The following is a 4,333-nucleotide window of genomic DNA, read 5'->3' as shown; positions in this document are numbered from 1 at the left end:
CGACACCCGCACGGCGACCTCCGGATAACGCCGCCTCCACGGCCGGACGGCCTCGTCCAGCATCGCGGTGCGCACCTCGAACAGCCTGTCCTTGTCGGTGAACAGGGGCAGCTCGAAGTCGGGCACGGCGCCGGGCTCCCAGGCCCCGTAGACCACGCGAAGGTCGGAGTCGCGGAGGGCGGCCTCCTCGATCGCGAAGCCGAGCGCCGCGTCCCCGCCCGCCGACCCGTCGACGCCGGCCACGATGAGGCCGCGCGGCGCTCCGCCGCCGCGGACGGCGATCACCGGCCGGTGCGTCCGCGCCGGCAGCTGCACCGCCGTGGACGCGTTGAGCAGCCGGTACCGCTCGTGGGAGCCCACGACGATCAGCTCCGCGTCGTCGGACTCGTCGACGAGCGTCTCGGTGACGGGCTCGCGCCTGAGCAGCGTGGAGACCTTCCCGCCCGGTCCCAGGTCCCGGGCCTTGCGGGCGCCCTCGCGCAGCAGGTTCTCGCCCGCCCGCTGGACGATCGCCTCGACGGCGGCGTCCACGTGCCCCGGCGGATAGGGCCAATGCCAGCAGTGGCACATGACCAGGTCGAGTTCCCGCAGCCGGGACTCCTCGACCGCCCAGCGCAGCGCCGACTCGTTCTCCTCGGTCCCGTCATAGCCGAACAGGATGTTCGGCCGCTGGGCCCGCGACAGTGCGACCATCCGTCCTCCCCCTTCGCCCGCTAGGGACTCAATTTCAGGTTCGGCGGACCGCAAACACCTCGCAGGGGCCGAAGGTCCCAGGAAGGGGCGGCCGTCCGGCACTGCCCGCCCCGGCCGGCCGGTGAGAACGTGTCAGGGCCGGGAATGCCCTGCGGACGAGCCTGGACGACAGCGGGAGGAGACACCATGGACCGGTGGATCCTGTCCTACGACGGTTACGACCCCGACGCCGAAGGGCTTCGCGAGGCCCTGTGCACGCTGGGCAACGGCTACTTCGCCACCCGGGGAGCCGCCCCCGAGTCGTCCGCCGACGGCGTCCACTATCCGGGGACGTACATCGCGGGCTGCTACGACCGGCTGCCGGTGGAGATGGACGGGCTGCAGGCCGACAACGCCGATCTGGTCAACATGCCGAACTGGCTGCCGCTGGCCTTCCGCCCGGCCGGCGGCGACTGGTTCGACCCGGACCGCGCCCACCGCGAAGGCCGACTGCTGTCGTACCGGCAGGAACTCGACCTGCGGCGCGGCGTCCTGACCCGGCTGGTCCGCGTGCGCGACACACGGGGCCGCACGTCGCGGGTGGCGCAGCGCCGGATCGTGTCCATGGACGACCCCCACCTGGCCGCGCTGGAGACCACCATCGTGGCCGAGGACTGGAGCGGCCCGATCGAGATCCTGTCGGCGGTGGACGGACGCGTCGTCAACGCCGGCGTCGAGCGGTACCGGAACCTGCCCCAGAAACACCTGGATCACGAGAAGAGCCTGCGTCCGAGCGACCCGGAGCTTCTTCTGCTGCGGTCGACGACGACGTCCTCGCGCATCGGCGTCGCGGTGGCGGCCCGCACCCGGGTCTCCCTCCCCGCCGAGCGCACCCACCACGCCGAGGCCGGCTGGACGGGCCAGAACCTGACCACGGACATCCGCGAAGGAGAACCGGTCACGATCGAGAAGATCGCCGCCGTGTTCACCTCGCGCGACCGCGCCATCGAAGAGCCCGCCCAGGCGGCGCTGGCGGCCGCCGCATGCGCCGGCGGCTTCGACGCCCTGCTGGAAAGGCACACGCTGGCGTGGTCCCGGCTCTGGCGGCGCTGCCAGCTCAGCGTCGACCACATCGACGTGCAGCGCGTCCTCAACCTCCACATCTTCCACCTGCTGCAGACGGTCTCCGAGCACAGCGTCGACCTGGACGTCGGCGTCCCCGCCCGCGGCCTGCACGGGGAGGCCTACCGCGGCCACGTCTTCTGGGACGAACTGTTCATCCTGCCGTTCCTGACCATGCGGTTCCCCGAGATCGCCCGCGCGCTGCTGATGTACCGGTGGCGGCGCCTGCCCGAGGCGCGCCGCGCGGCGTCCCGCGCCGGACACCGCGGCGCGATGTACCCGTGGCAGAGCGCGGCCGACGGCCGCGAGGAGACCCAGCGCGTCCACCTCAACCCGCGGTCCGGCCGGTGGCTGCCCGACCACTCGCACCTGCAGCGCCATGTCGGGCTGACGATCGCCCACAACGTCTGGCGCTACTACGAGGCGACCGGCGACACCGGGTTCCTCGCCGAGTACGGCACCGAGATCATGCTGGAGATCGCCCGCTTCTTCGCCGATCTCGCCGCCTACGACCGCTCCACCGACCGCTACGGAATCCACGGCGTCATGGGCCCCGACGAATACCACGACGCCTACCCGGAACGGGACACCCCGGGCCTGGACGACAACGCCTACACCAACGTCCTCACCGTCTGGGTCCTGCGCCGGGCACTGGACGCGCTCACCGCCCTCCCCGAGGACCGCCGCGCGGAACTACGGGAACGGCTCGCCCTGACCCGCGAGGAGATCACCCGCTTCGAGGACGTCGCGCGCAAGATGTACGTCCCGTTCCACGATGGCGTGATCAGCCAGTTCGACGGCTACGCCGACCTGGCCGAACTCGACTGGGCCCGCTACCGGGAACGATACGGCGACATCCGCCGGCTGGACCGCATCCTCGAAGCCGAGGGCGACTCCACCAACCGCTACAAGGCCTCCAAGCAGGCCGACGTGCTGATGCTCTTCTACGTCCTGTCCCCCGGCGAACTCGACGACATCCTCCGGGAACTCGGCTACGAGCACGGCCCGGCCCTGGCCGCCAGAACCATCGACTACTACCTGCCGCGCACCTGCGACGGCTCCACGCTCAGCTCCCTGGTCCACGCCTGGATCCTCGCCCACACCGACGGCGAAACGGCCTGGCGCATCTTCCTGGAGTCGCTGTTCAGCGACATCACCGACGCCCAGCAAGGCACGACGCCCGAAGGCGTCCACCTCGGCGCGATGGCCGGCACCGTCGACCTCGTCCAGCGCTGCCACGCCGGAATCACCACCCGCGGCGGCACCCTGAACGTGGCCCCCCGCCTGCCCTCGGCGATCGGCGAACTCCGCCTCGGCCTCCGCTACCGCGGCCACTGGGGCATCGACCTGACCTGCCGCCAGGACCTGATCCGCGTCGCGCTCCGCCCCGGCACCACGTCCCCCATCCGCATCCGCTACGGCGACGAAGACGTCGAGATCCACCCCGGCACATCCTGGGAAAGCCCCCTCCAGCACGGCAGAAGTCCCCAAACGCCTACCGGGCTCTAGCAAGACCTGACCTCACCGCGCGGCGTCGATCTGGCGTCCCAGCGAGCAGACGGAGAAGGGTCGGTGTCGAAGAGGTCGACCTCTTCCAGGCAGGCTGGGACGGCGTGCGCCCCTCGCGCGGGCGCCGTGCTTACCAGGCGACACTCTCCCCAGCCGACGCTGGACAGCGTCCATGATCAGCGCCGCCCTGACCGCCCTCGGCACCACGGCCACCCTCCAACTCGACAACACACCCGCCCTGGTGCCTTCGGGTTGATTCGTCAGTGCTGTCGGGCCGCCCTGCCCCTGTGGGACCAGATGAACGACTGGACGCCGATCCAGATGACGGCGAGGAACAGGAATGAGCGGAAAAGGGAGTCGTCCACGAGGGAGTCGTCCAGGATCTCCAGGCCCGATCCTGCGAGTTCGTAGACGGGTCCGGGCCAGAGCAGGGCCACCATGCCTTCGATGAGCACGGCCGCGATGATCAGGGCGTGGCGGGTCGGCGGGGACGTCACTTTTTCGGTGAGCGATGGGTTCACCGCGGTGAAGGCGAGCATCAATGCGAGCGCGCCCAGCATCCAGGAGAGCTCGAATGCGTCGTTGGGGTCGATGGCCTCGGCGGTCCTGTTGTTCTGGTAGCTGTACACGACGAGGGCTTCCAGATGAAGGCCGTTCAGGATCGCGAAGACGAGGCCGGCGACGAGCGTCGGCCGGCGCGGCAGAAACCACATGACGCACAGGAGGATGAACGCCACGATCCAAGGCAGCGGCAGGATTATCAGCGTCTCTGGCGAATAGAAAGTCAGGGTGCGCGTATTGCCGGGTCCGGGCCACGGCCCGACCAGGTAGGTCAGCATGGACAGCGCCGTGCACACAAGGGCGGCTCTGACGAGAAGAAGCTGGCTGCGCCGGAGTGGGACGCCGCCGGGGGACGCGCGGAGGAGCGCGGTGCAGAGCAGCCCATGAGGGCTGCGCGGTCCGACGTCGGTCGCGCTCTCGCCGGTGCCGGCGGTGGGATCCACCACGATACTGGGGGTCGAGCCATGGG

3 protein-coding genes are annotated in these 4,333 nt (G+C 70.5%); 1 reads left to right on the top strand and 2 read right to left on the bottom strand.

The window, feature by feature from the left end:
- Positions 1-693, bottom strand: a 693-nt coding sequence (locus ETD96_RS41875; protein ID WP_138642030.1) for a universal stress protein, incomplete at its 3' end; no start/stop codon positions are given.
- Positions 694-879: 186 nt separating this feature from the next.
- On the opposite strand from ETD96_RS41875, the gene ETD96_RS41870 reads away from it, so the two are divergent.
- Positions 880-3,303, top strand: a complete 2,424-nt coding sequence (locus ETD96_RS41870; protein WP_138642029.1) for a glycoside hydrolase family 65 protein — start codon at positions 880-882, stop codon at positions 3,301-3,303.
- 260 nt (positions 3,304-3,563) lie between these two features.
- Here the strand turns inward: ETD96_RS41870 and ETD96_RS41865 are convergent.
- On the bottom strand, positions 3,564-4,333 hold a 770-nt coding region (locus ETD96_RS41865), incomplete at its 5' end, for a hypothetical protein (RefSeq protein WP_205719732.1).

It is taken from the genome of Actinomadura geliboluensis (assembly GCF_005889745.1).
Taxonomy (GTDB): domain Bacteria; phylum Actinomycetota; class Actinomycetes; order Streptosporangiales; family Streptosporangiaceae; genus Spirillospora; species Spirillospora geliboluensis.
The sequence above is the reverse complement of the archived record's forward strand: the minus strand, read 5'-3'. Positions and strand labels throughout refer to the sequence as shown.

Excerpts from the sequence above, each read along its gene's own strand:
- ETD96_RS41870 (WP_138642029.1), top strand. The coding sequence starts at position 880 with ATGGACCGGTGGATCCTGTCCTACGACGGTTACGACCCCGACGCCGAA.